The 26,016-nt window shown below is 69.4% G+C and carries 18 protein-coding genes and 1 pseudogene; 10 read left to right on the top strand and 9 right to left on the bottom strand.

Annotated features, from left to right (window positions below):
• Positions 1-15 precede the first annotated feature (15 nt).
• A complete protein-coding gene (locus ABEA33_RS23095; RefSeq protein WP_345529428.1) occupies positions 16-969 on the top strand; it encodes an alpha/beta fold hydrolase in 954 nt (317 codons plus the stop codon).
• 79 nt (positions 970-1,048) lie between these two features.
• Here the strand turns inward: ABEA33_RS23095 and ABEA33_RS23090 are convergent, their stop codons facing one another.
• The gene (locus ABEA33_RS23090) at positions 1,049-2,131 is read right to left on the bottom strand and encodes an ABC transporter ATP-binding protein (RefSeq protein ID WP_345529427.1); all 1,083 of its coding nucleotides are present in this window, start codon (positions 2,129-2,131) and stop codon (positions 1,049-1,051) included.
• A gap of 190 nt (positions 2,132-2,321) precedes the next feature.
• On the opposite strand from ABEA33_RS23090, the gene ABEA33_RS23085 reads away from it, so the two are divergent.
• From ABEA33_RS23085 to ABEA33_RS23070, 4 genes are read left to right on the top strand one after another with little or no spacing between them, the layout of a single operon-like run.
• Entirely contained in the window at positions 2,322-3,599 is a 1,278-nt protein-coding gene (locus tag ABEA33_RS23085) for an extracellular solute-binding protein (RefSeq protein ID WP_345529425.1), read from the top strand.
• Positions 3,596-4,528 (top strand): carbohydrate ABC transporter permease, encoded by a 933-nt coding sequence (locus ABEA33_RS23080; protein ID WP_345529424.1) that lies wholly within the window; start codon positions 3,596-3,598, stop codon positions 4,526-4,528. Before ABEA33_RS23085 ends, ABEA33_RS23080 begins: the two co-directional genes overlap by 4 nt.
• Before the next feature lie 5 nt (positions 4,529-4,533).
• Entirely contained in the window at positions 4,534-5,403 is an 870-nt protein-coding gene (locus ABEA33_RS23075; RefSeq protein WP_425577466.1) for a carbohydrate ABC transporter permease, read from the top strand.
• Between the two features lie 4 nt (positions 5,404-5,407).
• On the top strand, positions 5,408-6,643 hold the full coding sequence (locus ABEA33_RS23070) for an ABC transporter ATP-binding protein (RefSeq protein ID WP_345529423.1): 1,236 nt from the start codon (positions 5,408-5,410) through the stop codon (positions 6,641-6,643).
• Positions 6,644-6,652: 9 nt separating this feature from the next.
• On the opposite strand, the gene ABEA33_RS23065 is transcribed toward ABEA33_RS23070, so the two are convergent.
• A complete protein-coding gene (locus ABEA33_RS23065) occupies positions 6,653-7,294 on the bottom strand; it encodes a DUF1707 SHOCT-like domain-containing protein (RefSeq protein WP_345529422.1) in 642 nt (213 codons plus the stop codon).
• Positions 7,295-7,337: 43 nt separating this feature from the next.
• Here ABEA33_RS23065 and ABEA33_RS23060 point away from each other — a divergent pair, with 43 nt between their 5' ends.
• Entirely contained in the window at positions 7,338-9,056 is a 1,719-nt protein-coding gene (locus tag ABEA33_RS23060; RefSeq protein WP_345529421.1) for a fumarate hydratase, read from the top strand.
• 31 nt (positions 9,057-9,087) lie between these two features.
• Here the strand turns inward: ABEA33_RS23060 and ABEA33_RS23055 are convergent, their stop codons facing one another.
• Positions 9,088-10,017 (bottom strand): DUF559 domain-containing protein, encoded by a 930-nt coding sequence (locus ABEA33_RS23055; protein ID WP_345529420.1) that lies wholly within the window; start codon positions 10,015-10,017, stop codon positions 9,088-9,090.
• Between the two features lie 229 nt (positions 10,018-10,246).
• Between ABEA33_RS23055 and ABEA33_RS23050 the strand changes: the two genes are divergently transcribed.
• From ABEA33_RS23050 to ABEA33_RS23040, 3 genes and pseudogenes are all read left to right on the top strand, one after another.
• On the top strand, positions 10,247-10,501 hold the full coding sequence (locus tag ABEA33_RS23050) for a TFIIB-type zinc ribbon-containing protein (RefSeq protein WP_345529419.1): 255 nt from the start codon (positions 10,247-10,249) through the stop codon (positions 10,499-10,501).
• Positions 10,502-10,649: 148 nt separating this feature from the next.
• A pseudogene (locus ABEA33_RS23045) lies at positions 10,650-10,907 on the top strand (spermine/spermidine synthase domain-containing protein); the annotation flags it as partial.
• 306 nt (positions 10,908-11,213) lie between these two features.
• On the top strand, positions 11,214-12,611 hold the full coding sequence (locus ABEA33_RS23040) for a class II fumarate hydratase (RefSeq protein WP_345529463.1): 1,398 nt from the start codon (positions 11,214-11,216) through the stop codon (positions 12,609-12,611).
• A gap of 93 nt (positions 12,612-12,704) precedes the next feature.
• Here ABEA33_RS23040 and ABEA33_RS23035 read toward each other — a convergent pair whose 3' ends face one another.
• The 4 genes from ABEA33_RS23035 to ABEA33_RS23020 form a co-directional block, all read right to left on the bottom strand.
• Positions 12,705-13,358, bottom strand: a complete 654-nt coding sequence (locus tag ABEA33_RS23035; RefSeq protein ID WP_345529418.1) for an aggregation-promoting factor C-terminal-like domain-containing protein — start codon at positions 13,356-13,358, stop codon at positions 12,705-12,707.
• Positions 13,359-13,550: 192 nt separating this feature from the next.
• Positions 13,551-14,918: an RNA 5'-3' helicase PhoH2 gene (phoH2, locus tag ABEA33_RS23030; RefSeq protein WP_345529417.1), complete on the bottom strand. Its 1,368-nt coding sequence runs from the start codon at positions 14,916-14,918 to the stop codon at positions 13,551-13,553.
• Between the two features lie 329 nt (positions 14,919-15,247).
• Entirely contained in the window at positions 15,248-15,364 is a 117-nt protein-coding gene (locus tag ABEA33_RS23025; RefSeq protein ID WP_425577465.1) for an undecaprenyl diphosphate synthase family protein, read from the bottom strand.
• A 19-nt stretch (positions 15,365-15,383) separates the two neighbouring features.
• Entirely contained in the window at positions 15,384-16,157 is a 774-nt protein-coding gene (locus tag ABEA33_RS23020) for an isoprenyl transferase (RefSeq protein WP_345529416.1), read from the bottom strand.
• Between the two features lie 91 nt (positions 16,158-16,248).
• Between ABEA33_RS23020 and trhA the strand changes: the two genes are divergently transcribed.
• Positions 16,249-16,980 carry a PAQR family membrane homeostasis protein TrhA gene (trhA, locus tag ABEA33_RS23015; protein WP_345529415.1) on the top strand — a complete coding sequence of 244 codons (732 nt, stop codon included), beginning with the start codon at positions 16,249-16,251 and terminating at the stop codon, positions 16,978-16,980.
• Between the two features lie 16 nt (positions 16,981-16,996).
• Here the strand turns inward: trhA and ABEA33_RS23010 are convergent, their stop codons facing one another.
• Both ABEA33_RS23010 and ABEA33_RS23005 read right to left on the bottom strand, forming a co-directional pair.
• Positions 16,997-23,425: a carboxypeptidase regulatory-like domain-containing protein gene (locus tag ABEA33_RS23010; protein WP_345529414.1), complete on the bottom strand. Its 6,429-nt coding sequence runs from the start codon at positions 23,423-23,425 to the stop codon at positions 16,997-16,999.
• On the bottom strand, positions 23,422-26,016 hold the full coding sequence (locus ABEA33_RS23005) for a carboxypeptidase regulatory-like domain-containing protein (RefSeq protein ID WP_345529413.1): 2,595 nt from the start codon (positions 26,014-26,016) through the stop codon (positions 23,422-23,424). The genes ABEA33_RS23010 and ABEA33_RS23005 overlap by 4 nt, the downstream gene beginning before the upstream one ends.

Below are 26,016 nucleotides of genomic sequence, written 5' to 3'. Positions count from 1 at the left end.
TGGTTGACTGGTCAAGTGCCCTCCGGATCACGACGTACCCGCGCCGCCGCGGCCGAAACGCCGGTCCAGGCCGCGGTAGCGGTCTCGGAAGAGCTGTTCGCGCCGGTCGGTCGCGGCATCGAGCTCTGCTACCAGACCTTCGGCGACCCCGACGACGCCCCGCTCCTGCTGGTGATGGGGCTCGGCGGGCCGATGAACTGGTGGGACGTCGAGCTCTGCGAGGACCTCGCCCGAGCCGGGTTCTTCGTGGTCCGCTACGACAACCGCGACACCGGCCGCTCGACGATCCTCGACTCCCGGGTCTCCCGCTCGATGGTCGTCCGCGCGTTCGCCGGCGCTCCGGTCCGCGCGCCGTACGGCCTCGAGGACCTGGCCGACGACGCGTTCGGGCTGCTCGACCACCTCGGGCTGGGGTCGGCACACATCGCCGGGGTGTCGATGGGCGGGATGATCGTGCAGACGATGGTGCTCGCGCACCCCGAGCGGGTCCGGTCGCTGACGAGCATCATGTCGACCACCGGCAAGCGCACCGTCGGGTGGCAGAGCCCCGCCGTGCTCCCCCGCCTGCTGGCGCCGACCAAACCCGGCCTCGATGCGTACGTCGCCGGCAACCTGGCGTTCACGCGGCTGACCGGGTCGCCGGCGTACCCCGACACCGACGAGCGGATCCGCGCGCGGGCCGAGGCGACGTACGAGCGCGGCCTGCACCCCGCTGGCGTCGTGCGGCAGATGCTGGCCGTGCTGACCCAGCCCAACCGCGGCAGCCGGCTGCGCGGCGTACGTGTCCCGACCCTGGTCGTGCACGGCCTCGCCGACAAGATGGTGCACGTCTCCGGGGGCCGGGCCACGGCTGCGGCCGTCCCCGGCGCCGAGCTGCTCCTCATCGACGGCATGGGCCACGACCTGCCCCCGGCCCTCTTCGAGACGTTCGTCGCCGGCATCCGGCGTACGGCGAACCGCGCGAAGTAGCCGAGTCGGCGCAAAATGACCCTGGACTGGGTCACTCTGCGCCGACTCGAGGGTCAATCTGCGCCGACTCGGCGATGGGTCACTCCGACAGGCGGGCGCCCGACTCGGTGTCGAAGACGTGCACGTTCTGGGGGTCGGTCGTCACGTAGACGGTCTCGCCCTTCTGCACGTGGTCGCGACCGTTGACCCGGATGATGATGTTGTTGGGCGTGCCCTCGACACCGCTGGTGCCATAGACGAAGGCGTCGGAGCCGAGGTCCTCGACCACGGTCACCTTGACGGGCATCCCGTCTTGGCTGTTGCCCACGATGCGCCAGGCCTCGGGGCGTACGCCGACGGTGATGCTGCCCTCCATCTTCGAGGACGCGGCCGGGTCGACCGGGACGACGTAGTCGCCGATCTGCGCCTTGCCGTCCTTGGCGTGCGCCTCGAGCAGGTTCATGGCCGGCGAGCCGATGAAGCCGGCGACGAACAGGTTCACCGGCCGGTCGTAGAGACCCAGCGGAGTGTCGACCTCCTGCAGGTAGCCGTCCTTCATGACCGCGACCCGGTCGCCCATGGTCATCGCCTCGACCTGGTCGTGGGTAACGTAGACGGTCGTGACGCCGAGGTCGGCCTGGAGCTTGGCGATGTCGGTGCGGGTCTGCACCCGCATCTTCGCGTCGAGGTTCGACAGCGGCTCGTCCATGCAGAAGACCTGCGGCTGGCGCACGATCGCGCGGCCCATCGCGACGCGCTGGCGCTGACCACCGGAGAGCGCCTTCGGCTTGCGGTCGAGGTACTCGGTCAGACCGAGGATCTTGGCGGCGTCCTGGACGCGCTTGTTGCGCTCCTCGGTCGGCACCTTCGCCATCTTCAGCGCGAACGCCATGTTGTCGGCCACCGACATGTGCGGGTAGAGCGCGTAGTTCTGGAACACCATCGCGATGTCCCGGTCCTTCGGCGGGGTGTTGGTGATCTCTCGGTCGCCGATGAAGATCTTCCCCTTGTTGACCTCCTCGAGCCCGGCGAGCATCCGCAGGGTCGTGGACTTGCCGCAACCGGAGGGGCCGACGAGGACCATGAACTCCCCGTCGCCGATCTCCAGGCTGATCCCGGGGACTGCGGGCTTGTCGGCGCCGGGATACCAGCGCTGGGCCTCTTCGAAACGAACTGTGGTCATGCTTCAACAACTCCTTCACCGGCAGGTACGTGCCGGACGATCCGTAGTAAAGGTGAGCGCGCTCACAGTAGCCGGTGCCCTCGATTCCCACGTAGTCCGGGCGCCCGAACCCCCGACCGAAGAAATGTCAACGTTTACATCCGGCCGAAAGGGGGCTACATGTGATCTAGACCACCCGGAGGGAGGGCTCATGGATCGAGTACGGCGCGGAGTCGCTGCGGCGGCGGCACTGATGACGGCCACGGGGCTGCTGGCGGCATGTTCGGCGAACGCTGACTCAGGCAAGCCCGAGCTGATCTGGTACATCAACCCCGACAGCGGCGGACAGGCCAAGGTCGCCGCGAACTGCAGCACGGACGACTACACGATCAGCACCCAGGTACTGCCCCAGGACGCGAACGAGCAGCGGATCCAGCTGGCCCGGCGACTCGCGGCCCGCGACTCCGGCATCGACATCATGAGCATCGACCCGCCGTTCACCGCCGAGTTCTCGAACGCCGGCTTCCTGGCTCCGATCCCCCAGGACCTCCAGGACAAGTTGAAGGAGCAGTCGTTCAAGGGTGCTACCGACGCGGCCACCTGGGACGGCAAGCTGGTGGTCGCGCCGTTCTGGTCCAACACCCAGGTGCTCTGGTACCGGAAGTCGTTCGCAGAGAAGGCCGGGATCGACATGAGCCAGCCGGTCACCTGGGACCAGATCATCGACGCCGCCGCCAAGAACGGCGGCAAGGTGGCGGTGCAGTCCAACAAGTACGAGGGTTACGTCGTCTGGATCAACGCGCTGATCTCGGGCGCCGGCGGCGAGCTCGCCACCGACACCGACAAGGGTGTCGACCTCAAGCTGGAGATCGACTCGCCGGCCGGCGAGAAGGCCGCCGCCGTCATCGAGAAGCTCGCGCACTCACCGGCTGCTCCCGCGGACCTGTCGGTCGCCCAGGAGGGTCAGGCCGGCAGCACCTTCGGAGGACCGCAGGGCGCGTTCATGGTCAACTGGACCTACATCTACAACAACTACGAGGCGAGCGACCCGGGCTTCAACAAGGACATCGGCTACACCCGCTACCCGCAGACGGTCCAGGGCGAGGACTCCCGCCCGCCGTACGGCGGCATCGGTCTCGGCGTCAGCAAGTACTCCCAGCACATCGACGACGCGATGCAGGCCGTCGAGTGCCTCACCAGCCCGGAGAACCAGGAGGTCAACGCCGAGCTCACGGGCAACATGCCGGCGAGCCAGGCGGGCTACCAGGCCAACGGCGACGCACTCCAGAAGACCTACCCGGCTGACCTCCTCCAGCTCTTCCAGGACAGCCTCGACGCCGCGGCGCCGCGCACGGTCACGCCGTACTGGAGCGACATCTCGGGCGGCCTCCAGTCCACGTGGCACCCGCCCGCGAGCGTCAACAGCGACACCCCGGCGAAGTCGCAGAGCTTCATCTACGACGTCCTCCACGGAAGGAGCCTGCTGTGAGTGCCATCGCGAAGGCCCCCGGCAAGCCGGTGGTGAGCGACCGGACGCGGGCAGAGAACCGGCTCGGCCAGAAGCTCGTCCTGCCCGCGGTCATCGTGATGCTGGCCGTCACGGCGTGGCCGATGATCCAGGCGCTCTACCTGTCGCTGTTCCGCTACCGGCTGACCACGCCGGACGACAAGTCCTTCGTGGGCCTGTCCAACTACGGCACCGTCCTCACCGACTCGCTGTTCTGGCAGGACACCCTCAACACCGTCATCATCATGGTGGTGACCGTGGCGATCGAGCTGGTCATCGGCTTCGCGTTCGCGATGGTGATGCACCGCATCGTGTTCGCCCGCGGCGCGATCAGGACCTCGATCCTCATCCCCTACGGCATCATCACCGTCGTCTCGGCGTATGCCTGGCAGTTCGCGTTCAGCATCAACAACGGCTTCGTGAACGCCTGGTTCTCCTGGTTGCCGTGGATCAGCACGGACACCAACTGGTTCGGCAGCCACTGGCCGGCGATGTTCGCGATCATGGTCTCGGAGATCTGGAAGACCACGCCGTTCATGGCGCTGCTCCTGCTGGCCGGACTCTCGCAGGTGTCGGAGGACATGATCGAGGCCGCCGAGGTCGACGGCGCGACCTGGTGGCAACGGCTGTGGAAGGTGATCCTCCCCAACATGCGGGCGGCGATCATGGTCGCCGTGCTGTTCCGGGCACTGGACGCGTTCCGGATCTTCGACAACATCTACGTGATGACCCGGGGTGCGCAGGACACGGAGTCCTCGTCGTTCCTGACCTACCGGCAGGTCATCCAGCAGTTCCAGCTGGGCCTGGGCTCCGCGCTCTCGGTGCTGCTCTTCCTCACCGTGCTGCTCTTGGCCTGGTTGATCGTGAAGCTCTTCCGAGTGGACCTGGCGCAGGCGAGGGGTGAGGCGTGATGGCCATGTCCAAGGGGACCCGCAACAAGATCGGCACCTGGATCGGATTCGTCATCATCCTGGTGTGGTGCCTCCTGCCGGTGGTCTGGATCATGTCGCTGTCGTTCAAGGGCCCCGGCGAGACCGCGGCCGGCAGCCCCCAGTTCCTGCCGAAGGACTGGACCCTCCAGAACTTCCGCGACATCCTCGGCGTCGGCTCGGTCACGGCGGGTCAGGAGAACACCCACAAGGACTTCCTCGACGCCCTGCGCAACTCCTTCGGGATCGCGGCGATCTCGACGCTGCTGGCGGTGATCTTCGCGACGCTCGCGGCGTACGCGATCGCCCGCCTGGAGTTCAAGGGCAAGCGGCTCGTGCTCTCGCTCGCGCTGGCGATCGCGATGTTCCCGGTCGTGGCCCTCGTCGGCCCGCTCTTCGACCTGTGGCGGACGCTGCACCTGTTCAACACCTGGCCCGGGCTGATCATCCCCTACATGTCGTTCACGCTGCCTCTGGCGATCTGGACCCTGTCGGCGTTCTTCCGCGAGATCCCGTGGGAGATGGAGCAGGCGGCCCAGGTCGACGGCGCCACGTCGTGGCAGGCGTTCCGCAAGGTGATCGTGCCGCTCGCAGCTCCCGGCGTGTTCACCGCCGCGATCCTGACGTTCTTCTTCGCGTGGAACGAGTTCGTGCTCGCGATCTCGCTGACGTCGACGACGAACTCACGCACAGTGCCCGCGCAGCTGTCCTTCTTCGTGGGACCCGACCCGTTCAACCCGCCGTACGGACTGCTGGCCGCCGCCTCCGTGGTGGTCACCGTCCCGATCATCATCATCGTCCTGCTGTTCCAGCGAAAGATCGTCGCCGGGCTCACCTCCGGCGCAGTGAAGGGGTGACCTCGTGGCTGCCATCGACATGAAGAACATCGTCAAGAAGTACGGCGACGGCTTTCCGGCAGTGAACGACATCAGCATCGACGTGGCCGACGGGGAGTTCATGATCCTCGTCGGGCCGTCCGGGTGCGGGAAGTCGACGCTGCTGCGGATGATCGTGGGGCTGGAGGACATCACGTCCGGCGACATGATGATCGGCGACAAGCGGGTCAACGACCTGGCGCCGCGGGACCGCAACCTCGCGATGGTGTTCCAGAACTACGCGCTCTACCCGCACCTCACCGTCTACGAGAACATCGCCTTCCCGCTGCGGCTGGCGAAGGCCCCCGACGACGAGGTCGACAAGAAGGTCCGGGCCGCGTCGAAGACCCTCGAGCTCGACGAGCACCTCGACCGCAAGCCGGGCAACCTGTCGGGCGGTCAGCGCCAGCGCGTCGCGATGGGGCGGGCGATCGTCCGGGAGGCGGACGCCTTCCTCTTCGACGAGCCGTTGTCCAACCTCGACGCCAAGCTGCGCGGCCAGATGCGCACCGAGATCGCCCGGCTGCAGAAGCGGCTCGGCATCACCACGGTCTACGTCACCCACGACCAGACCGAGGCGATGACGCTCGGCGACCGGGTCGCCGTGCTCAAGCGCGGGATCCTGCAGCAGCTCGCCACCCCGCGCGAGCTCTACGAGAACCCCGGCAACCTCTTCGTGGCCGGCTTCATCGGCTCGCCGCCGATGAACTTCCTCCCGGCGACCGTCGAGGGCACCACGGTGAAGCTGCCCTTCGGCAGCGTCGAGATCCCGGCCGAGAAGGCCACGAAGGCCGAGGGCAAGGGGCTGCTGATGGCGGGTATCCGGCCGGAGTACTTCGAGGACGCCAGCGTGAAGACAGACCCCGGCAGCGGGTCGACCTTCCGGGCGAAGGTCGACGTCGTCGAGTGGCTCGGCAACGAGACCTACGCCTACATCCCGTTCGAGGCGCCGCCCGAGGTCGAGGAGCAGCTGCGCCAGCTCGAGCGCGACCTGGACGGCGAGTCGCTGCACACCCAGCTGGTCGTCTCCCTGGACGGCGCCAGCCGGATCACGGAGGGCGAGGAGGCCGAGATCTGGGTCGACGGTTCGAAGATCCACCTCTTCGACCCCGCCACCGGTGAGAACCTCACCGTCGACCGCGACAACGCCGGGCGGATCCTCGAGCACGCGACCGAGCAGGCAGCGGACCAGGAGGCGGCACAGGACGCCGCGACCGGCTGAGCGCCTCCGTCAGCGGCGACGGATGCGTTTGCGCTTCTCGCCCGGCATCGGCTTGCGGTCGACCGACACCCCTCCCCAGATCGCGACGCCGCGGATCCGGACCGTCGGTGAGTTGGCGTCCAGCTCGGCCGGAACCTTGTCGTCCGGGCCGGAGTAGCCGCCCATGATCCCGGCGCCCTCCATCACCACGTTGGTGTGCGGGCCCACGGTGATCTGGGCGCCGCCCATGAACGCGTTCACCGTGATCACGACCTCTTGGGCGGCGAACCGGGCCTCGCGCAGGTCCAGGTCGGCGCCGCCCATCATCGCGAAGACCGACATCCGGCGCGGCACGACCCAGGACCCCTTGCGGTCGAGACCGCTGAGGATCGCCACATGACTCTCACTGGCAGGCCCGTCGACAACGGGCGACGGCAGGGCCGGCGGATGCCAGGAGGGCTGGCCCTGGACCGGCAGGTCGGACGTGATCGGCACCAGGTCGGCGTACGTGCGCGCGGCGTACGCCGCCTCGAGCCGCTCGTCCAGCTCGTCGAAGTCGATCCGCCCCTCGCCCGCCGCGGTGCGGAGAAGCTCGGCGACTTCGTGCCGGTCGGCGTCCGAGATGCGCAGCTGGGTGGGGTCGGGGCGGCCCTGCGGCGCGAGATCTCCCATCCGCCCAGAGTAGTGGGCACGGGGGCGGATATCCTCAGGGTTCGTGGCGACATCTCCCTCCCAGAACCAAGCGGAGTTCCTGTACTCCGACCTGCTGCCCATCGGCAAGGACGAGACGCCTTACCGGCTTCTCACCACCGAGGGCGTGACGACGTTCGAGGCGGACGGTGAGACGTTCCTCAAGGTCTCTCCCGAGGCGATCGAGCGGCTGACCTCCGAGGCGATGCACGACATCAGCCACTACCTGCGGCCGGCGCACCTCGCGCAGCTGCGCAAGATCATCGACGACCCCGAGGCGTCGGGCAACGACCGCTTCGTGGCGCTCGATCTGCTCAAGAACGTCAACATCTCCGCAGGCGGCGTGCTGCCGATGTGCCAGGACACCGGCACCGCGATCGTGATGGGCAAGAAGTCCGAGGGAGTCCTCACCGGCATCGACGACGGCGAGGCGATCTCGCGGGGTGTGTACGACGCCTACACCAAGCTCAACCTGCGCTACTCGCAGCTCGCGCCGCTGACGACGTACGACGAGAAGAACACCGGCACCAACCTACCGGCGCAGATCGAGATCTACTCGACGCCGCAGACGTCGGGGAAGCCGGAGTACAAGTTCCTCTTCATGGCGAAGGGTGGCGGCTCGGCGAACAAGTCGTTCCTCTTCCAGGAGACGAAGGCGATCCTCAACCCGCAGCGGCTGCTGACCTTCCTGGACGAGAAGATCCGCTCGCTCGGCACGGCCGCCTGTCCGCCGTACCATCTGGCGGTCGTCATCGGCGGCACGTCGGCGGAGTTCGCGCTCAAGACCGCGAAGTACGCCTCCGCGCACTACCTCGACAACCTGCCGACCTCAGGGTCGATGAGCGCCCACGGGTTCCGCGACGTCGAGCTCGAGGAGGAGGTCTTCAAGCTCACGCAGTCCTTCGGGATCGGCGCGCAGTTCGGCGGCAAGTACTTCTGCCACGACGTCCGCGTCGTACGCCTCCCCCGCCACGGCGCCTCGTGCCCGGTCGCGATCGCGGTGTCGTGCTCGGCCGACCGCCAGGCCCTCGGCAAGATCACGCCCGACGGTGTCTTCCTCGAGCAGCTCGAGACCGACCCGGCGCAGTACATGCCCGACGCCGGCGTCGCCGAGGACATCAGCGGCGGCGAGGTGGTCTCGATCGACCTCAACCAGCCGATGGCCGACATCCTCGCCGAGCTCTCTCGCCACCCGGTCAAGACGCGACTGTCGCTGACCGGTCCGCTGGTGGTCGCGCGCGACATCGCGCACGCGAAGATCCAGGAGCGGCTCGACGCGGGCGAGGAGATGCCGCAGTACCTGAAGGACCACCCGGTCTACTACGCCGGCCCGGCGAAGACGCCCGAGGGCATGGCGTCAGGCTCGTTCGGCCCGACCACCGCCGGGCGGATGGACTCCTACGTGAAGTCCTTCCAGGCTGCCGGCGGCTCGATGGTGATGCTGGCCAAGGGCAACCGCTCCAAGGTCGTCACAGAGGCCTGCGACGAGTACGGCGGCTTCTACCTCGGCTCCATCGGCGGCCCCGCCGCGCGGTTGGCGCAGGACTGCATCAAGAGCCAGGAGGTCATCGAGTACCCCGAGCTCGGCATGGAGGCCGTGTGGAAGATCGAGGTCGAGGACTTCCCCGCGTTCATCGTGGTCGACGACAAGGGCAACGACTTCTTCACCGACCCCTCAGGCACGGTCACCGTGCCACTGAGCACCTTGACGGGGGCCGGCATCCGGGTGCGTTCGGCGGAGTAGGAGGCCCGGGACGTCATCCGAATCGTGGGTTCTAGGCCACGATTCGGATGACGTCCGGCGTCCATCCGGCCGCGCGCAGTGCCTGCTCGATCTGAGCCATGAACTCGTCAGGCTCGAGGCGGAGTCCGAGGAGCGGTAGGCGGAGCACCGTGTCGCCATCGAGGACGAGATCGTTCTGACGGAGCGCGTCGCCGACCACGTTCTCCGCCCACGTGTGGTGGACGCCGTCGATCTCGACGACCAGCTTCCATTCGGACCAGTAGAGGTCGAGGTAGTAGCGGCTGCGCCGGTCCTTGCGGAGCACCTGCCGATCCGGTCGTGGCAGGCATCGTCGAGCCAGTTCGTCGCCGATCTCGAGCTCGCCAAGTGATCGGGCACCGTCCAGGAGGTCGTTGACGAGTGCGTGGAGCAGCAACCGGCGTCGATCACGCCGGATCCGGATCAGCTGGCGTCCGATGCCCTCGGCCGTGGTGATGCCCTGCTGCACGGCCATGGTCACGACCAACGCGGCCTGACTGTCGGATCGCGCCCACAGTCCAGCTCGGACGGCGGCGACCTCGGGACGCGTCCGCGGGATCCCGGACGGCATCAGATCCGCGGCATTCCATCGCCGCGTCTGGCGGATGTCGAACGCCTGGGTCCGGCGAACCTTGGCTCCTCGAGGCACCGACACCCGAACCCGCTCGACCTCGAACCTGGTGAGCCCAGACTCGATGAGGGCGGACGCCCCGTCGAGCTGAGCACGCGGTCCGCCTTGGAAGACCGCGGCCCAATGCCGAGCACGCTGGGAGAGCGGGCCCGTGTGGACGCAGATGGACTGGTCTCCGATCCGCTGCCAGCGGCCGGCTCGGAGGTTGGCCACCACCTGCCAGCGAGTGACACCGAGCCCGTAGAGCTGACGACGTGAGACCACCCCGTCCTGCTCGGCAGCGAGAGCGACGACGGCTGGGTTCTGGTTCATACCCGCAGGTTCGGTCCCCGGGCCGGGTGGCGTCGGCGTACGACCGCGCGACTGTGGACAGTGCGGTCGGAAGGGCTTCTGTGGATGTCTGTTGGGTCGGTCGTCTCGCGGGACGTCATACCTTTGGTGGCCCAGGACCCACGAAAGGTATGACGTCCGCCGTACGCCGCCGCAGGAACCCTCGACGTCGCTCAGCCGTTCGACCCAGTGACCGACGAGAGGACACGACATGCAGTGCCCCACCGATGGGACCACGCTGACGATGAGTGAGCGCAGCGGGATCGAGATCGACTACTGCCCGACTTGCCGCGGAGTGTGGCTGGACCGGGGCGAGCTCGACAAGATCCTCGAGCGGTCCTTCACGCCGCAGGCGGCCGCGCCGGCACCCGCCCCGAGGTACGGCGAGGGCCCGCAGGGCTACGCCCAGCAGGGCCACTACAAGAAGAAGCGCAAGGAGAGCTGGCTCAGCGAGATCTTCGACTGAGACATCGCCCGGGCCACCTAACGTGTGACCCGTGGAGTACGTCGAGATCGCACGGGCCGAGTCGGAGCGGGGCGAGCTGGTGCTGCGCGAGCGGCGCCCCGAAGGTGGGCCGAGCTCGTTGGAGCTGCGCGCCAACGGCGTGTTCGTGATGGACACGCTCGAGGTGGCGACCGAGCGAGCGCTGGCCACCGAGGCCCTGGCATCCGTCGAAGCACCAGCGGCGGTCGTCGTCGGCGGGCTCGGACTGGGCTTCACCATGCACGAGGTGCTGGCCGACTCCCGGGTGGAGAAGGTGGCGGTCGTCGAGATCGAGCAGTCCCTGGTCGACTGGATGCGCGACGGCACGATCACCCACGGGCCGGCGCTGCTCGCCGACGAGCGGGTCACCGTCGTGGTGGCCGACGTTGCGGTCGCGCTCGCGGAGGCCCCGCCCGCGTCGTACGACCTGGTGCTGCTCGACGTCGACAACGGCCCGGGCTACCTGGTCCACCAGGACAACGCCGCGCTCTACCGCACCCCCCTTCCTGCGCAGTGCTCGGGCCGTCCTGCGGCCCGGCGGGGTGCTCGCCGTCTGGTCGGCGGCCGAGGCACCCGAGCTGGCCGACGCGATGGCCGCAGTGTTCGACTCGGCCGAGGGCTCCGGGCACGAGGTGCTGCTGCAGGACCGCGAGGAGATGTATTGGCTCTACCTCGCGCGGGTAGCGTCGGAGGCATGAGCACCCCCGTGACCGACGACGTCCGCATCGAGCACGACAGCATGGGCGAGGTCCGGGTGCCGAGCGCGGCCCTGTGGCGTGCCCAGACCCAGCGTGCCGTGGAGAACTTCCCGATCAGCGGCACCCCCATCGAGCCTGCCCTGATCCATGCGATCGGACGGGTCAAGGCCGCCGCCGCGACCGTCAATGCCGAGCTCGGCGTGCTCGACGCCGCGCAGGCGGCAGCGATCGTCGAGGCCGCAGGCACGATCGTCGCCGGCGAGCACGACGACGAGTTCCCGATCGATGTCTTCCAGACCGGATCGGGCACCAGCTCGAACATGAACGCCAACGAGGTCATCGCGACGCTCGCCGGGCGCGCCGGCACCGAGGTGCACCCCAACGACCACGTCAACGCCAGCCAGTCGAGCAACGACACCTTCCCGACTGCGATCCATGTGGCCGCCGCCCTGGCCGTCGCCGACGACCTGCTCCCCGCCCTCGACGTCCTCGCAGGCAGCATGAGCCGCAAGGCCGAGGAGTTCGCCGGTCTGGTGAAGTCGGGCCGAACCCACCTGATGGATGCCACCCCGGTGATGCTGGGTCAGGAGTTCGGTGGGTACGCCGCCACCGTGCGGTACGCCGGCGAGCGTCTCGAGTCCGTCCTCCCCCGGGTGCGCGAGCTGCCGTTGGGCGGCACGGCCGTCGGCACCGGGATCAACACCCCGCCCGGCTTCGCCGAGCGCGTTATCGCCGTACTGTCCGAGCAGTCCGGTCAGCCGTTCACCGAGGCCCGCGACCACTTCGAGGCCCAGGGTACCCGCGACTCCCTCGTCGAGCTGAGCGGCGTGCTGCGCACCGTCGCGGTGGGCCTGACGAAGATCTGCAACGACCTGCGCTGGATGTCGTCCGGCCCGACCACCGGCCTCGCGGAGATCCACCTGCCCGACCTCCAGCCCGGCTCGAGCATCATGCCCGGCAAGGTCAACCCGGTGCTCCCCGAGGCGACGCTGATGGTCTGCTTCCAGGTGATCGGCAACGACGCCGCCGTGACCGCCGCGGGCGCGAGCGGCAGCTTCGAGCTCAACGTCGCGATGCCGGTGATGGCGCGCAACGTGCTCGAGTCGGTGCGGCTGCTGGCGGCCGCCTCACGCCTGCTCGCCGAGCGCTGCGTCGACGGCATCACGGCCAACGCCGAGCGGATGCGGCAGTACGCCGAGTCCTCGCCGTCGGTCGTCACGCCGTTGAACAAGTACGTCGGCTACGAGGCCGCCGCCAAGATCGCCAAGCAGGCCCTCGCCGAGGGCGCGACGATCCGCGAGACGGTCATCGCGATGGGGTACGTCGAGCGCGGCGAGTTCACCGAGGCACAGCTGGACGAGGCGCTCGACGTGGAGTCCATGACTCACCCGTAGGCGGCACTCCTCGGGCACTTCATGAGGTTCTCGGGCAGTGCAGTGCCCGAGAAGCTCAGGGATACCCGGTTGACCGGGTATCCCTGGAGGCCCCTAATAGAACCCGGCCGACTCGGAGTGCGCCCAGGCGCCGCAGGGGCTGCCGTAGCGGTCCTGGATGTAGCCGAGGCCCCACATGATCTGGGTGGCCGGGTTGGTGGCCCAGTCGGCCCCGGCGGAGGCCATCTTCGAGCCGGGCAGGGCCTGCGGGATGCCGTAGGCGGAGGACGACGGGTTGTCGGCGCTGGGGTTCCAGCCACTCTCGCGCGTCCACAGCGAGTCGAGACAGCCGAACTGGTCGGCGCCGAAGCCGAACTGGCCCATCAGCGCGCGGGCGATGTCGCGGGGGTCGCCGTCGCTGACGTCCACCGAGCCGGTGGTGGCCGGGCCGCTGGTGGCCGACAGCTTGCTCACCTTGACCGGGTCGGCCTCGCGGCGTCGGTCCGCCGAGCGCGAGGTCACCGACCGGTCGATGGCGGCGGCATCGGTGTCGGCCTGCGCATCCGTCAGCGTGGACCCGACGTCCTGGGCGGTGCCTGCGACCTGCGACTGCGCACCGACCACGCCGCCGGACACGGCGATGCCGGTGACCGCCACCGCGACCGAGGTCATCACGACGCCGGTGCGAAGCGCCTTCTTGGGCGCGTCGCGCAGCGTCGGCTCAGGTGCGTGACGGTGCTTCGGGACGTACTTCTTGTGCTTCGACAAGGCTTCGGGGTATCCGGGTAGCTGGCAAGGGCCGACCAACGACGGCGCTGTCGCCAGGTCACGGAAAGATCACGGCCACCCTGCCTGACGGAGGAGGTGGTTGCAAACCGAACGGCCCAACCGGCCATCAGAAATGGCCGGTTGGCCACCTCCCCCGTCACAGCATTCACAGGGGACCCAGGAGCACCAGGTTCAGGGGGCTACGTTCTCCAGCATCTCGGTCACCAGCGCCGCGATCGGCGAGCGCTCGGAGCGGGTCAGCGTGACGTGGGCGAACAGCGGGTGCCCCTTGAGCTTCTCGATCACCGCCACGACGCCGTCGTGCCGGCCGACCCGGAGGTTGTCGCGCTGGGCGACGTCGTGGGTCAGCACGACCTTGGAGTTGGCCCCGATCCGCGACAGCACCGTCAGCAGCACGTTGCGCTCCAACGACTGCGCCTCGTCGACGATCACGAAGGCGTCGTGCAACGACCGCCCGCGGATGTGGGTCAGCGGCAGCACTTCGAGCATGCCGCGGTCGAGGATCTCGTCGATGACCTCCTTGGAGGTCATCGCGCCGAGGGTGTCGAAGACGGCCTGGCCCCAGGGCGACATCTTCTCGCTCTCCGAACCCGGGAGGTAGCCGAGCTCCTGGCCACCCACGGCGAAGAGGGGCCGGAAGACCACGACCTTCTTGTGCTGGCCCCGCTCCATGACGGCCTCGAGACCGGCGCACAGCGCCATCGCGGACTTGCCGGTGCCGGCGCGGCCGCCGAGCGAGACGATGCCCACCTCGGGGTCGAGCAGCATCTCCAGGGCGATCCGCTGCTCGGCCGAGCGGCCGTGGATGCCGAACGCCTCACGGTCGCCGCGGACCAGGTGCACCTGCTTGTCGGGGCCGACCCGCCCCAGCGCCGTACCCCGATCGGAGAGCAGCACCAGCCCTTGGTGGCAGGGCAGCTGACGGGCGGCCTCCAGATCCAGCACGCCGTCGTCGTACAGCTCGTCGAGGTCGGCAGCAGCGACCTCCAGCTCGGCCATCCCGGAGTAGCCGGAGTCGGAGTCGCTGATCGCCTCGGCGCGGTACTCCTGGGCGTCGAGCCCGACGGCAGACGCCTTGATCCGCAGCGGCAGGTCCTTGGAGACCAGCGTGACGTCGAAGCCCTCCTCGGAGAGGTTGTGGGCCACCGCGAGGATCCGGGTGTCGTTGTCGCCGAGGCGGAAGCCCGAGGGCAGCGAGGTCGGGTCGGTGTGGTTGAGCTCGACCCGGATCGTGCCGCCCTCGTCACCGATCGGGACCGGCTCGTCGAGCCGGCCGTGCAGGACGCGGAGCTCGTCGAGCGAGCGCAGCGCAGACCGGGCGAAGAAGCCCAGCTCGGGGTGGTGCCGCTTGCCCTCCAGCTCGGTGATCACCACGACCGGGAGCACTACCTCGTGCTCGGCGAACCGCTTCAACGCCCCGGGATCGGCCAGCAGCACGCTGGTGTCGAGGACGTAGGTGCGGACGCCGGGCGCAGCTGGGGCGCGGGTCTTGGCGGCGGCGGAGGAGGAACGCTGTGACTTCTGAGCCTGGGTCGGCACGATGACACCCCATTCGCAGGCCGGCGGGCACTCCGCGTCCGGCCATCAACTCACACTGATGGACCGGAACGAGCCCGAGCGCCGGAGTGCCGGCTCCCGGTCGCGCACCAGCAACGCTGCTGCTGCGCTGTGCAGTCGTGAGTACTCACGAACGGGCCTCCCGATACGGCGAGCTTCCCCACTCCCCGATACCTCGGAAAGTACGCCCCGCAGATCGCCGATGTGGGAGACACGCCCAACCGTTCGGTGAACGTCACGTGGCGGAAATACGGACCCGTTCGTCCACTCGCGGGACCGGTGACGGTTTCATCGGCCGACCGACAGAACTCTCAGGACCCGAACCGTCGCTCGCGCTCGGCGTAGGTCCGGATCGCACGCAGGAAGTCGACCCGGCGGAAGTCGGGCCAGTAGGCCTCGCACACTCGCGGGACCGGCGACAGTTTCACCGGCCGACCGACAGAACTCTCAGGACCCGAACCGTCGCTCGCGCTCGGCGTAGGTCCGGATCGCACGCAGGAAGTCGACCCGGCGGAAGTCGGGCCAGTAGGCCTCGCAGAAGTAGAACTCCGACTTCGCGCTCTGCCACAGCAGGAAGCCGCCGAGGCGCTGCTCCCCCGACGTACGGATCACCAGGTCGGGGTCCGGCTGGCCCTTGGTGTAGAGGTGCTCGGCGATGTGCTCGACGTCGATGACGGTCGCGAGGTCCTCGAGCGACATGCCCTTGGCCGCCGACTCGTTGAGGAGCGAGCGCACGGCGTCGGCGATCTCGCGGCGACCGCCGTACCCAACGGCGACGTTGACGAGCATGCCGTCCACGTCGCGAGTGGCCTCCTCCGCAGCCTTCAGCTGCTCGGCGACCGATGCGGGCAGCAGGTCGAGGGCGCCTACGGGGTGGATCCGCCACCGCTGCTGGTCGGCCAGCGAGGCGACCGCCTCGCCGATGATGTCGAGCAGCGGGGCGAGCTCGCCCTCAGGCCGGTTGAGGTTGTCGGTCGAGAGCAGCCACAGCGTGACGACCTCGATCCCGACCTCGTCACACCAGCCGAGCAACGGCTCGATGTTGGCCGCACCGGCCCGGTGCCCGTGAGCCGTGTCACGACCGACGGCCTTGGCCCAGCGGCGGTTGCCGTCGAGCATCACGCCGACGTGCTTCGGGATGTCGCCGGGCATCCGCCGCAGCATGCGGGCCTCGTAAGCGGGATAGAGCAACCGCCGAGCACCCCGCTTCCAGTCCACCACCCGATGGTACGGCGTCGGATGCCGCGAGTGTTGACATGGCGTTCATCGCACGACGCGTTTTCGTGACCTACCTACGGGTACCTTCTGCATCATGAACCAGTCCGTGAACCAGACGATGCGCGCGGGGCTCGACCACCTGCAGGACGCCGTCGCCGAGATCACGGCCGAGATCAAGCCGAAGCTCCGCGGCTGGTTGCACCTCGCGACCGCCCCGTTGACGCTCGCGGCCGGCATCGTGCTCATCGCGCTCTCGCCCGACGACACCACCCGGATCGGCTCGGCCGCGTTCACCGGGACCGCCCTGATCCTCTTCACGGTCTCGGCGATCTATCACACCGGCACCTGGTCACCGCGGACGTGGGCATTCCTGCGCCGCTTCGACCACGCCAACATCTTCCTGCTGATCGCCGGCTCCTACACGGCGTTCAGCCTGCTGCTCCTCGAGGGCACGACCCGCTGGGTGCTGCTCGCGACGGTGTGGGGCGGGGCGATCCTCGGCGTGCTCTTCCGGATCTTCTGGACCGACGCCCCCCGCTGGCTCTACGTGCCTCTCTACATCGCGATGGGTTGGGCAGCGGTCTTCTTCCTGCCGGCCTTCCTCGACGGCGCCAACAGGCTCGGGGTCGGGATCGGCGTCGCGACGTTCACGATGATCGTGGTCGGCGGTGCGCTCTATACGTTCGGTGGAGCCGTCTACGGCTTCAAGCGGCCCAACCCGTGGCCGCGCTGGTTCGGCTTCCACGAGGTGTTCCACACCTGCACGATCCTGGCGTTCGTCGCGCACTACGTGGGCGTCTCGCTCGCGACGTACTCCCTGCGCTGACTCTCGGCGCCGATTCTCAGGGGACCTTGCCGGCCTTCCAGGTCGTGCCGTCCCAGTAGGCGTTGTTGTCATCCCCGAGGACCACGTACTGGTCCTTGGTCCACGCCGCGGCGGACCCGAGGTCGATGGCTGCCTTGAGCGCCGCCAGGTTGGCCGGCAGCGCCGCCCCCGCCGGGGTGAACGCGCCGGGCTTGCCGGCGCTGGCCCCCGTGGCCGGCGTCGGGGCCACGCCGGCGGCCCACGCCGATCCCGTCCAGTAGGCCTTGCTGTCGTTACCGAGGACCACGTGCTGCCCGGACGTCCACGCCGTGGCGGGACTCGCGTCGACTCCGCCGAGCGCCGCCAGGTTGGCCGGCGTGGCGTAGGTCGACGGGGTGAACGACCCGGGGGCGCCGGCCGTCGCCCCCGTGGCCTTCGGCCAGACGACGGCGATCGTGAGCGGGTAGTCATCTGGGACGAGCAGTACCTTCGTGCCGTTCTCGGCGTCCCCGGGGATCATCGCGGTCACCGTCCAGCTCCCGCCGGGCAGCTTCAGGTCGACCTTGCCGTCCGCGCCGGTCGGCACCGTCGGCAGGTAGCCGGGCGGCACCGTCACCCCGGACGGCGGCGTCAGCGTCAGCGTCGCCCCCGAGGGGGGTGCCCCGGTGACGTTGACCTGGAGGGTCGCGGCCTTCTCCTCCAGGACCAGGGACGCCGCGACCGCCTCGGCCGGCGTCGGCTGGGCAGCGGGCACGGACTTGTCGACCGACACTGCCGGCCAGAAGGCGCTCGGCGATGCCGGCTCGGCCGTCACCGTGTAGGCGCCCCCTCCGGTCGGCAGCCAGATCTTGGTCAGCGCTCCCCCGACACCGAAGGCAGGGTTCGTGTACCAGGTCTTGGTGCCGCGCTTCACCGTCACCCGGACGGCGCCGGGACCGGCCGCGGCGAAGCCCGGGTAGTTGGCGAGCGTTGCGCTGAGGTCCATCCGTCCCTCGTCGACGGCCAACGTCGCCGCCACGTCTGTCGTGTCGTCGCTCTTCGGGACGATCACGTTGTCGCCACCGTCGCACTCGGTGATCGCGGCGTCGGTGGGGCCACCCGACAACGCACCCGGGTCAGCGAGGTGCCCCGCCGGCTTCGTCAGGGCGAACGTCCAGCAACCCCACTTGACCTGCTCGAACGTCGCCTTGAAGGTAGTGCTGCCGTCCGCCGTGAGGGCGACGTTCGTGTACGCCGTCATCCCCTCCTCCTCGGGGGTCAGCGACGCCTTCATCCCCGCGGCCGCGAGGTCGTTGTTGGCCCACGGCGTGGTGATGGTGACCGTGACCTTGCGGGTGACCACCTGCAGCGTGGGGTTCAGGGCGACCGGACCGAGCACCGGTGAGAAGGGGAACTTCCCGAGCGTCTGCGAGAGGTAGCCGGACTTCATGACCTTCACCCAGTAGTCACCGTCGGGGACCATCCGGATGGCGAAGTATCCGGTGGCGTCGGTGTCCACCTGCATCGAGACACCGTCCCCGCCGGGCGCAGCGGTGGTGCAGGCGGCGGTCGCACACACCCGCACGGTCGCATCCTTGAGGACGCCGCCGTCCGAGGCGGTGATCGTGCCGTAGACGACGTTCACCGCGCGTGCGACGGGCAGGCTGATGAGCTGACCGGCCGACACGATCAGCACGTCGCTCGTCGAGGCCCGGAGACCGGCGCCGCTGTAGGCGACGATGTAGGAGCCCGGCACGACGTTGGTGAACGTGTACGACGTCCCCGAGACCCCGGCGTCCTGCACCCACTCGGTGGTGGTGCCGGCGTCGGTGAGCCGCCGCAGCTCGACGTGCGCACCCGTCACCTTGGTGGAGTCCAGGAGGAGCGTGACCGACGCGTTGACCGGTTTCAGCAGCATCTCGACGTTGCCGGTCGCCTTGCCGTCAGCATCGAACGACGAGCCCAGGACGAGGGTGCCGGGCTGCACCGGGGAGGCGACGTCGGGGAGCTTGTAACCGGGCGACACCGCCGTCACGAGCCAGTTCTTGTCGAGGTCGAGGCCCTGCTTGTCGGCGGTTCCGGTGATGGTGAACTTGCCGTCGTCGTCGGCCTTGCCCGTGAACGCGTTCGTCGCACTGAGCGCCCGACAGGTCCCGGACACGACGCTGGTGCACTCGGTGACGGTCACGTCGGCGCCGGCGAGGTCGGTCACCGGCTCGGTGGCCGGCGGGATCGCCGGCTTGCCCGTGATCGTGCCGCTGATCGTCCCGAGCTTGCGCATCTTGACGTCACACACGGTGGTGGCACCGGCCTCGAGGACGACCGAGGTGTCGTCGCCGCACTTGATCGCGAGCGGGGTGGTGACACCGAAGTCGTAGCCGGCCGATCGGACGCTGACCTTGTAGTCGGTCAGCGTCGGGTCCAGTCCGGTGAAGACCACCCCGTTCGGGTCGCCGGTGAGTGTCTGCAGCGGCGTCGTGCTCGAGCCCCGGGTCAGGACGTACGTGGCCCCGGGCACGACGGTGCCGTCGTGCTTCGCCGTGACGTCGAGCGACGACAGCTTCTCCATCGACAGGACGTCGGTCGGGTCCCACTTGCAGACGTCCGTGGTGGCGGGCCAGTGGACTGGGATCGGGCAGACGAGCGTGCCGCTCCCGTCGAGATATCCGGCGCGCTTCGCGGTGATCCGGTAGGTCCCGGGGATGACCATGTCGGGCGTGCTGCCGGTCCTGCTGTCCACCCAGGCCAGGGTCCCGGTGCCGAGGCCGGTGGCCTTGGCGCTGATCGCGTTGGTCGGGCCGGCGTCAGGCACCACCGACAACGCGACCGAGCTCCAGTCGAACGTCGAGTCAGCCGGCTTGAGGGTCGGGTTCACGGTGCCGAGCGTCACGTCGTGCGGCACGAGGGTGAACGAGTTGAGGGCGGAGGTGCTGAGCGTGTACTGGGTCTCGTTGTCGGTGATGTAGCCCGGTGCGGACCATTCGACCAGGGACGCGACGTTCGACAGGAAGGTGATCTTGCCGCGCGAGGGGTCCACCGGCGGGTCCGTCGGGCCCGGCGTCGTCCAGGAGCACCCGCCGGTCCCCGTGACGTCGGAATTGCCGGTGCCGGCCTCCTCGATGATGAAGCAGCCCGGAGAGCCCTGGGCCTGCGTCTTGGTCGTCATGGTGACGGTCCCGGGTGTGGGCACGTCGTCGTCGCCGTACTTCACGGGTGCGGTCACCTTCACGGTGGCGCCCTGGACGTTCGTCGACTGGCCGTCGAGGCTCGACGTCACCCGTCCGACCACGGCCGGGATCGGGGCGGTCAGGTTGAGCCGGACGTTGACCTCCTGATTGAGGCCGACCGACACGGGTCGGCTGTCCTTCAGGCCGCCTTCGTCGGCCGCGACCGTGTAGGCCCCGGGCCTCACGCCGACGAACTGCATCAGGCCACCCGCGGCCGTCCTCGCATCGGCCGGGATCGGGGTGGCCTCGGCCGGCTTCGGCGGGGTGTCGACCGTCGTCTTGAGGGTGACGGTCGTCCCGACGGCGGGCTCGAGCGCGCCCGAGACAGCGGTCTTGCGAACGGTCAGGTTCACCCGTCCGAGGCGGTTCAGGACGTACGACTGGTTCCGGCTCGCACCGGGCTCCAGCACGAGGTTCGCTGGGCTGGGCGTGAGGTACTCGGGGTCCTGCGGCTCGATGTAGATCGTGTAGGTGCCCTCCGTCGGGACCTCGATCGTGTACGAGCCGGTGCCGGCGGCGGTGAAGGCGCAGATGCGTCCGGTCATGCCGCTCTGGAAGGTCGCGTCGGTGGCCTGGCACTCCCGAGAGGTGCCGGTGGTGGGGGTGAGGTCGCAGTCCTCGGGCGGGGCGGCGCCGGGGTTGGCGCCGTCGTACGGGACCGCCCAGACGCAGGTGTTGCCGGACGGCGAACCGACGGTCGCTGTGATGGTGCCGACGATCTTGGGGGCGGGCAGCAACGCGAGGGTGCCGACGTTGGCGGTCTGGTCGCTGCCGATCTGGATGCTCGCGGTGGCCGATGAGTAGTGCGGAGCGGAGACCGTGACCTTGTGCAGGCCGGGCAGCAGCCCGCCGTCCGGGTCGGTGAGCGGGTCCGGCAGTGTGAACTCGTCGGTCGGCAGGAAGTCGGTGGTGTAGGTGTGGTCGTCGCTGGTGTCGTCGTCGACGCCGGGCTCGTGGACGGTGGCGACCAGGCACTCGGGCTTGGCGTCCGGACAGTTGACGGCCAGGCTCGTGCTGCCGTCGATGGCCCGGCCCTGCACGGAGGAACGGGCCGCGAGGACGCCGCCCTCGACCTGGACGATCTGCCGGTTGACGGTGGCGGTCTTGCCCGCCTTCACCGTGACCGTGACGTGATCACCGACATAGCCGAAGAACTTCGTCTCGAGCGAGTAGGTGCCGGGGGCCACGCCGTCGAAGAGGAAGCTGCCGACGGGCTGCGAGGTCGACATGGTCTTGTAGGTGTTGTCGGCGTTGGACAGGGTCAGCCCGGCGCCGACGATCCCCGCCGAGCCGCCCGTGGACGTCATCCCGTTGATGGTCCCCGCAACCGCTCCCGACGAGGACGTCAGGTCGGCATCGACGCCGGCCCTCGACTGGCCCGGCTTGAGCTTCACCTTGCTCGTCTGGGTCTGCAGGCCCGGACCACTGAGCGTCACGACGTACGTGCCGGGTGCCGGGAGGCCGGGGACGATGTAGGTGCCGACGAAGTCGGCCGCGACCCGAGCCTTGCTGCCGGGGACCGCGGCGCCCTGCGTCAGGGTCGTCGCCGTACGCACCTTGCCGTCCTCGTCGGTCACGGTGACCGTCGCGCCGCCGATGCCGGTGAGCTCGCCCGACTGGTTGGTGGTGCGCACCTTGCCGATCAGGCTCGCGACGCCGCTGACCAGGCGCAGATCGGCGGCGGCGGTCCCACCCGCGGCGAGGTCGACCATCCGGGACTCGCTGGAGTAGCCGGGCTTGGCGGCCTGCACCACGTAGGCACCCGGGGTCGAGAGACCCTTGACCGACCAGTGGCCGACCTGGCCGCGGGAGTTGCTACTCGTCGTGATCGTGTTGGTGCCGTCCGTGATCGTCACCGTCGCGGCGCCGACCTTGTTGCCACGCGGGCCGGTGACAGTGCCCGACAGCGTCCCCTGGCCGGCGGCGAGGTCCACCTCGAGCGGCTCGGCCGAGGCCTCGCTGGTCGAGTCGATCACGAAGGACTGCTTCTGGAAGCCGCGCTTGGTGAAGGTGAGGAGGTAGTAGCCGGGCTTCTTCACACCGGCGAACGCCCATGATCCGTCCGCGCTGGTCGACGACGTCCGGTTGCGCGGGGTCGTCGGCAGCGCGCGGTTGAGGAAGGAGGACGCCAGGCTCATCCCGGTGTTGCCGAGCTGCGAGCTCGGCACGCCGACCCCGATGCCACCCTGGGCGTCCTCGTCGACGAGCGAGGTGGGCTTCAGGCTGACCTGTACGCCGCCGGGCTGCTCACCCGCGACGGTGCCGGTCAGCGCGATCACCGAGTCGTCGGTGTCGGCCGCCTGCTGGGTGCCGCCCTTGCCGCCGTCGCTCTTGTCTGGCTTGTCGCCCTTGTCGCCGGAGCCGCCGCCCGAGTCGCTGGAGCCGCCATCACCGCTCGGGTCGCCCTTGCCGTCGCCGCCCTTGCCGCCGCCCTGGTCACCCTCGACCGTCGTGGAGGTGCTGGTCTCGCTGGACCGGTCCCCGATCCGGTTCGCCAGCTGCGGGATGAAGATGACCGCCGCGCCGATCCAGATCGCCAGCACGGACAGCAGGGCCACGGCCTTCATCAGCATCGTGCCCACGAGTGGGTGCTGGGCGACCGACCCTTCGACGTGCCGCAAGGACTCGGTGCCGCTCGCGCTGACCGTGTAGGTGTGGTGCTCGGTGCCCCCGAAGAGCCGCCGGTGCGTCACCGTTGCCCGGCCCCGGACCACCTCCGTCGCGCCGGGCAGGACCTCGATCGCCTTCTTGCGGAAGCGCACCCGCACCCGGGGCGACGTCTTGACGTCCAGGGTCACCCGGGCCGGCTCGTTGCCGCTGTTGCGCAGCGCGAGCCTCACCTTGCGGGACGACACCGTCGAGGCCGACCGCGGCCGCAGCTCGAGCGTGAGCTGGTTGCGGGGGTTCACCACCAGGGTGCTGTCGACCATCACGGCCGCAGCGCCGGCGGGCCGGCCGGTCGCGGGCTCGAGCGCCTGCACGGTGAACGCGAACGGGTAGCTCGCCGGCACGGTCCCCTGCGTCGGCGTCAGCACGAGCGTGACGACGACGCTCTGCCCCGGCTCCAGGGCGGCCGTGCGCAGCGGCGCGGGCAGCCACGCAGCGTCGACGCCGAGCGCGCCGACCGTGAGGACCCGGGGGGCGGAGGCGTTGTTGATCAGCGTCACCTCGACCGGGAGCGCCGCGCCTGCGGCGGTGCGCAGGTGCGTCGACACCACCAGGCCGGGTGCGGGCTCGGTGCCGGGGTAGCTCGAGGTCATTGGTCCGCCTTCACGGTGATCGTCCGCTGCTCACTGGCGGCGAGCTGGACGGTCCGCGAGCCCTGCGGCGCACTGCCGCGGGTCGGACGGACCTCGATGACGTACACCTCGGGCGCATCCACGTCGTCGAACGTGAACGACCCGCCCGCCGACGTACGGACGGTGCGGTAGGGATCGTCGGGGTAGCCGGACGACCGGTAGAGGTCGACGTACCAGCCGGCCGGGACGGGCGCATCGCCCTGCGTGACCGTGCCGGAGATGGAGGCCGCGGCTGCGAGGACCGGGCTGTAGTCGCGCACCTGGCCCGCGCTCAGCTGCATGATCGTCGACGTCGGGCTGACCCCGTTGCGGCTGACGCTGACGGTGTAAGTGCCCGGGGGGACGTTCTCGATGCGGTAGCTGCCTCGGTCCCCGCTCGGGACCGACGCCGTGATGACGGTGTACGTCGCCGTGCCCGAGCTCAGCTGGACGGTCACCTCGCCGACCGGTACGGCGCTCGATCCGGTCCCGGGCTGGCTGATCGTGCCCTTCACGATGGCGGACGAGGGTTGCATCGCCACCGCGATCCCGTCCGCGGTGACGGTGCCACCCTGCGATCCAGGAGTGATCTGGCCGGCGGCGTCGAGCGAGACCGACAGGGTCTGCGCCGCGAGGTCGGCGCGGGTGAACGTCACGGTGTAGGTGCCGGGTACGGCGAGGCCGCCGACCTTCCAGGTGCCGATCTGCCCCGAGCTCTGCGTCGCGGTGACGATCGTCTGCTCGCCGTCGGTGACGGTGACCGCAACTCCGGCCGCGGGCGCCCGGTCGGGCAGCAGCGACACGTCGCCCTTGAGCGACCCGGACGACTTGCCGAGCGTCAGTCCGACACCGGTGAGCTTCTGGCCCTTGGCGAGGGTGAGCGTCATCGTCTGGGAGGCGAAGCCCGGCTTGCTGGCGACGACGGTGTAGCTCGCGGGCGTCGGCAGGCCGCGCAGCGTGAAGCTCCCGACCTCCCCGCTGTTCAGGGAGATCGACGTGACCTCCGTCTGCCCGGAGCTGGCGGTGATCGTGACTCCGCCGAGACTGCCCGAAGCCGAGCTGACGGCTCCGGAGATCACGCCGTCGCCCTTGCGCAGGGTGATCTCGACGCCGTTGCGCTCCTCGCCTGCGCTGACGTCGACGCGCTGGCTCGCGGTGGCGTACCCGGTCTTCGTGACGACCAGGTCGTAGACGCTCGGCGAGGGCACGTTGGTGAGCTCGAAGGACCCGTCGGAGCCGATGGGGACGGTCTGCACGACGGCGCCCATCGTCGTGTCGCCGCCAGTGGTGGTGCCGACGGTCGGGACCGTGAGGGCGAGCGTGGCCGCCGACACGTCGTCTCCGAGGACGGTGCCCGTGATCGTCGCCGGTACGCCGCCGAGGGAGACGTCGAGGCCGGCGCGCTTGCTGTTGGCCTCGAGCGTGACGGTCTCGGAGTTGTCGGCAGAGAGCGCCTGCGGGAACCAGAGCTGCACGAAGCCGGCTCCGCGGAACGTGATCTTGTAGTCGCCGGCCGGCAGGTCCGAGACCGACCAGGTCCCCTGCTTGCTGGTCGCCGTGGTCGCGACCGGCGCCGAGGTGTCGTCGGCCGGGTAGACGTCGATCGCGACGCCGGGCACGGGTGCGCCGGAGGTGAGCAGCAGGACGGTCCCGGACATGCCGCTGCTGCCGGACGTGGCGGCCGCATTGCGGGCCTGCGCGATCTCCAGGGCCAGGTTGCGGTCTGCGGCGGACTGCCCGACGATCCGTGAGAGCGCGAGCGTGATCACGATCGCGAAGACCGACAGGGCGACGAGCAGCCCCAGCAGGGACAGCAGCCCGCGCCCCAGGGCCGCGCGCTGGACGAAGGACGCGTTGGCCAGCACCGGCTCTTCCGAACCCGGGCTGGGTGCGGCGAGGTTCTTCTTCTTGCGCTTCTTGACGGTGAGCTTGTGGTCGACGTTCTCGGGAGCTGGTGCCGGGACCGGCGACGGGGACCCTGCGACGCGCGGGTCCTCGAGGCCGATGTCGAGGACGCGGACGAACGGGCCGCCGACGAACGGCCGCTTCGCCTTGGTCTTGATCTCGACGACCGCGTGCTCGCCCGGCTGGAGGTCGAGCACCGGCGGCTGGAACTCGAACCGCACCTTGCCCTCGGCGTCGGTGCCGGTCAGGCGGCTGTGGACCGGGGTGTTGCCGGTGTTGTCGACGAGGAGCCCGAACCGGCCGACCTTGCCCGCCTGCAACGCCATCGGGTCGACCCGCATCTGCACGGACCTCGCCTCGGGTACGACGAGGACGACCTCCTCGACGCTGGTCGCCTCCGGTGGCGTCAGCTCGCGCACCTGCACGGTGATCCGCCGGTCGCCGGCGACCATGCCCTCGGGCACGGTGATCAGGGCCGTGATCGTCCGCGTCTCGTCGGGGAAGAGCGAGATCTCGGTCTCGTCGACCTCGATCCAGCTCGGGTCGGCGCCCAGGAAGCGCAGCGTGTAGCCGCCGATCACGTCACTGGTGTTGCTGATCGTGATCTCGAGCGGCTCGGGACGTCGCGGGATCGCGACGATGCGGCGCTGGTTGAGCTCGACGTACAT

It is taken from the genome of Nocardioides endophyticus (assembly GCF_039543845.1).
Classification (GTDB): domain Bacteria; phylum Actinomycetota; class Actinomycetes; order Propionibacteriales; family Nocardioidaceae; genus Nocardioides; species Nocardioides endophyticus.
This window is presented reverse-complemented; position numbering and strand designations above follow the sequence as displayed.

Excerpts from the sequence above, each read along its gene's own strand:
- ABEA33_RS23090 (WP_345529427.1), bottom strand. The coding sequence starts at position 2,131 with ATGACCACAGTTCGTTTCGAAGAGGCCCAGCGCTGGTATCCCGGCGCC.
- ABEA33_RS23085 (WP_345529425.1), top strand. The coding sequence starts at position 2,322 with ATGGATCGAGTACGGCGCGGAGTCGCTGCGGCGGCGGCACTGATGACG.
- ABEA33_RS23075 (WP_425577466.1), top strand. The coding sequence starts at position 4,534 with ATGTCCAAGGGGACCCGCAACAAGATCGGCACCTGGATCGGATTCGTC.
- ABEA33_RS23065 (WP_345529422.1), bottom strand. The coding sequence starts at position 7,294 with ATGGGAGATCTCGCGCCGCAGGGCCGCCCCGACCCCACCCAGCTGCGC.
- ABEA33_RS23055 (WP_345529420.1), bottom strand. The coding sequence starts at position 10,017 with ATGAACCAGAACCCAGCCGTCGTCGCTCTCGCTGCCGAGCAGGACGGG.
- ABEA33_RS23050 (WP_345529419.1), top strand. The coding sequence starts at position 10,247 with ATGCAGTGCCCCACCGATGGGACCACGCTGACGATGAGTGAGCGCAGC.
- ABEA33_RS23040 (WP_345529463.1), top strand. The coding sequence starts at position 11,214 with ATGAGCACCCCCGTGACCGACGACGTCCGCATCGAGCACGACAGCATG.
- trhA (WP_345529415.1), top strand. The coding sequence starts at position 16,249 with ATGAACCAGTCCGTGAACCAGACGATGCGCGCGGGGCTCGACCACCTG.
- ABEA33_RS23010 (WP_345529414.1), bottom strand. The coding sequence starts at position 23,425 with ATGACCTCGAGCTACCCCGGCACCGAGCCCGCACCCGGCCTGGTGGTG.
- ABEA33_RS23005 (WP_345529413.1), bottom strand. The coding sequence starts at position 26,016 with ATGTACGTCGAGCTCAACCAGCGCCGCATCGTCGCGATCCCGCGACGT.